Here is a 3,961-nt window from a genome sequence, read left to right as displayed (position 1 = left end):
AGAAGGAGAGGCTGGAGCCGTTGCGGGAGAAAGTGATGGCGGCGATGTAAGGGTTATTGCAGACGAACGGTGGGGTCTGGGGCCGGGGTGATTTCGTAGGGGAGGAAGATGCTAAACACTGTGCCGCTGCCCTGACGGCTGCGCATAAGGATGCGGCCGTGGTGGCGCTGGATGATTTCGGCGCTGATCCAGAGACCGAGGCCGGTGCCCTGGATGCCTTTGGTGGTGAAAAAGGCTTCGAAGATGTGGGACTGGGTTTCGGGGGCGATGCCGATGCCGGTGTCGGCGATGGTGAGAACGAGGCCATGGAGCCCGGTGCGCCAGTCGGTGGCTTCGCGGCTGCGGACGAGAAGACGACCGCCCTGAGGCATGGCGTCTATCGCGTTGCCGACGAAGTTGTTGAGGACTTGGCGGATTTCGCCTTCGAAGCAGACGACGGGACGTTGAGCGCGCGTGCGCTGCTGTACGGCGATGTTTGAGTTTTTCAGACGCCCTTCGTAGATGCTGAGGACGGTGGAGTAGAGGTCTTCGCCACTGACGGCTTGCGGCTTGGTGGCCTGCTTGTGGAAGCGTAGGGTCTGGTTGGCGATGATGGAGACGCGGCGCAGTTCCTGGTCGGCCAGGTCGAGGAAAGTCTGGACTTCGGGAAGAATGGCGTGCTGGCGCGCTATGTAGACGAGGTTCATTACGGACTCGAGCGGGTTGTTGATCTCATGCGCGATAGAGCTGGCGAGGCGGCCTACGGCAGCCAGTTTTTCGCTTTGGATGAGGGCGGTTTCGGCTCGCTTCTGATGCGTAATTTCCACGGTGGCGCTGGCGATGGCCTGCACGGTGCCATCTTCGGCGAAGATGGGCGAGTAGTTGATGTTCCAGTAGCGGTACTCGTCCTGCCGGCGGTCGAGCGTGCCTTCGAGCGTGTGGTTCAGGATGGCTTCGCCGGCAGCGGCGCGGCGGATGAGGGCGTGGGCCGTGGGGACACCGGCAGCCAGCTCGTCGTAGGTTTTGCCGATGGCTTCGGAGGGAGGCAGGCGGAAGATTTCGGCCTGGCGGTCGTTGATGCGGAGCAGGCAGAGGGTTTTGGCGTCGTAGAGCGCCATGCCGATGGGTGAGCCGAGGTAGATGGTTTCCACTTCGCGGCGCTGGCGGTCGATTTCTGCGAACTGCTCACGGAGTTTCTCTTCGGCCTGGCGGTTTTCGTGGATGTCGTTGGCGACGCCGAGCCACTGCTGGATGTTGCCTTGATCATCGCGGATGGGAAGAGCGCGGAGATGCCACCAACGGGAGGCGTGGTCGGAGGCGCGGATGAGGCGGGCGTCGATCTGGTAGTCTTCGCCGGTGGTGATGCTGTGGGTCCAGGCCCTGGCGACACGCTCGCGGTCGGCGGGGTCGACGCAGCGAATATATTCGCCGCCGATTTTGGGGGCGACGTCGTGGCCGATGTATTCGAGGAAGCGATGGTTAACATAGCGGACGTGGCCGTCGGGGCCGGCGGTCCAGAGAGATTGGGGGTTGAGCTCGGTAAGGATGCGGTAGCGCTCTTCGCTGGCGCGGAGGGCGTCTTCTTTGAGCTTCTGCTCGGTGATGTCGCGGAAGAAGGCGATCATGCCGTCGGGTGAGGGGCGGACGATGATGTGTAGCCAGATGTTGAGGGGTTCTGGGTAGAAGGCCTCAAAGCTGCTGGGGATGCGCTGGTCCATGGCGCGGTGATAGTGCTCGACGAAGGGAGAGCCTTCATAGACGGCGAGGGGGAAGCTTTCCCATACATTGCTACCGAGGACGTCACCACTGGGGGAGAGGATCTCTTTTGCGCGGAAGTTCATGTAGGTGATGCACCAGTTGCGGTCGAAGATGGTGACGCCGTCCGTGGTGGCATCGAGGACCTGCGCGAGTTGCTCGGAGAGCGCGCGGCTGGTGCTATCGGCCCGCTGCTCGGCGGTGACGTCTCGATAGTGAAGGATGAGATGGTGGTCGACCGGAATGAGACGGATGCTGTACCAGATGTCGAAGGGAGCGAAGTAGTAGGGATCGAGAACGCGGCCGACGCCGGTTGCCATGGCTTCGCGGTAGTCGGCTTCGACTGAGGTGCCGAGGGTTTCGGGGTAGTGTTCCCAGTGTGTGCCATGGCCGATGTACTCGGGCAGGACGCGGCTGATGCTGCGAGCGTTGGCGTTGGCGTAGATGATGCGCCATTGCTTGTCCATGACGAGGACGCCTTCGGGCAGGCCGTCGAGGACGAGCGAAAGCAGCGCGCCGGGGAGGGCTTCCGCTGCTGGAGATGTCAGAGAGTCTGGCATGATGCGACTCTCAGCGTACTACTAATGGTGTGATTTATGAGTACGGTAGCTGGCGCAGTAAGCGGGCTGGTTTTTAGTCCTGGGTCTTGCTGAGGCGCTCATTGGTAGCTTCGATGGCGGCGGCTTCCTTGGGCGTGATGGTCTTGAGAAGCTCGAGAAGCTTGGCGGGCTCGAACGAGTCGAGGTAGAAGTTGGCGCCGGGGCAGTGATCGGAGCCAGGTGTGTTGATGACGATGAGCGGAAGGTCGGGGTCGATGGCGTGGAGCTCTTCGACGAGGCGCTCGCAAGGGGTGTCCTTGATGCCGGCGTCGATGACGACACCGTTGATCAAGGGGAAGCGCTTGAGGGACTGGACGGCTTCTTCGCCGCTGTAGGCGGTGATGACGTTGAGCTTGGCGGTCTCAATGACGAGCTTGCGGGTGGAGATGCTGCCGGAGTATTCGCGGTCGACTACGAGAAAACAGGGCCGTGTCATGTCTTTGATTATGAACTTTTATGGGGCCGTTGTCGTGTGCAATATGCGACATAGTGGGGCCAGCGGAGGGTTGGAAGTGTTAGTCTGCGGGTCATGTCAGAACGCGATCACCACAAGCCGCATAGCAATCATTCTCAGGGTCAGCAAGGTCATTCTCAGGAACAGCAAGCTCAGCATACGAATCATCCGCAGGATCAGCACCGGGACCAGCGGCAGGACCAGCATGGGGAGCATCAGCAGGGTGCATCGCACTGCGGTGGGCACTCGAACAATGGGCACTTCGACCTGGCGGGGGCCGCGCTGGATGAGATGCATGAGGCCGGGTTCAAGCCGGAGTTTGGTGCGGGTGTGGCGGAGCAGACGGCGGCGATTGTAGAAAAGCTGTCGACGTTGACGGCGATGGAGGGCGTGGAGGATCTGCGGGCGCTGGGGTGGTCGTCGATCGACAACGATACGTCGCGGGATCTCGACCAGATTGAAGTGGCGGAGCGAGTGGATGGCGGGATTCTGCTGCATGTGGCGATTGGCGATGTGGCGGCGGCGGTGGAGCAGGGGTCGCCCATCGATAAGCATGCGCAGGAGCAGACGCAGACGATTTATACGGCGGTGAAGAACTTTCCGATGCTGCCGCTGGAGCTCTCTACGGGTGTGACGTCGTTGAACGAGAGCGGTGACCGGCTGGCGGTGATGATGAGCTTTACCGTTGGACCGGCTGGCGAGATGGTGAACGAGAAGGTAACGCGAGCGATGGTGCAGAATCGTGCGCAGCTGGCGTACTCGCGCGTGGGGCCGTGGCTGGAGAAGACGGCGGCGGGGGTGGTAGATAACGATGCGATGTCGTTGCGGAGCGATAGTGCGCGGGAACATGAGGCGGATGCGAGCCTTAGCAGTGGGACCGCACCCGGATTAGCGCAGAACTGGCTGGTGGAGCAGTTGAAGCTGCAGGATGAGGCGGCGCTGGCGCTGCATGCGGCTCGGGTGAAAAAGGGAGCGCTGGAGTTTCATAAGTCAGAGGCTGACCCGGTTGTTGTAGATGGCAAGGTGATCGACGTGCAGGAGGCGATCCAGAATCGGGCGATGAATCTGATTGAGGATTTGATGGTCGCGGCCAATGGTGTGATGGCGCGGGCGCTGCGCAAGGGTGGGCGCAGCGGATTGCAGCGCGTGGTGGTAGTGCCGAAGCGGTGGGACA

4 protein-coding genes are annotated in these 3,961 nt (G+C 61.6%); 1 reads left to right on the top strand and 3 read right to left on the bottom strand.

Translation table 11 applies throughout. The features are described 5' to 3' along the window. Window positions 1-53 precede the first annotated feature (53 nt). From AC5E6W_RS10135 to AC5E6W_RS10125, 3 genes are all read right to left on the bottom strand, one after another. On the bottom strand, window positions 54-2,294 hold the full coding sequence (locus tag AC5E6W_RS10135; RefSeq protein WP_491752174.1) for a PAS domain-containing sensor histidine kinase: 2,241 nt from the start codon (window positions 2,292-2,294) through the stop codon (window positions 54-56). 73 nt (window positions 2,295-2,367) lie between these two features. After that, entirely contained in the window at window positions 2,368-2,769 is a 402-nt protein-coding gene (locus AC5E6W_RS10130; protein ID WP_491752173.1) for a response regulator, read from the bottom strand. Window positions 2,770-2,865: 96 nt separating this feature from the next. Then, window positions 2,866-3,084, bottom strand: coding sequence for a hypothetical protein (locus AC5E6W_RS10125; RefSeq protein WP_491752172.1), 219 nt, complete (start codon window positions 3,082-3,084; stop codon window positions 2,866-2,868). On the opposite strand from AC5E6W_RS10125, the gene AC5E6W_RS10120 reads away from it, so the two are divergent. Beyond that, the coding region (locus AC5E6W_RS10120; RefSeq protein WP_491752171.1) for a ribonuclease catalytic domain-containing protein at window positions 3,079-3,961 on the top strand (883 nt) is incomplete at its 3' end. The two genes, AC5E6W_RS10125 and AC5E6W_RS10120, sit on opposite strands and share 6 nt — an antisense overlap.

This window comes from Bryocella sp., assembly GCF_058498515.1.
Note: the sequence above shows the minus strand (reverse complement) of the source record. Positions and strands in the feature narration are given on the sequence as shown.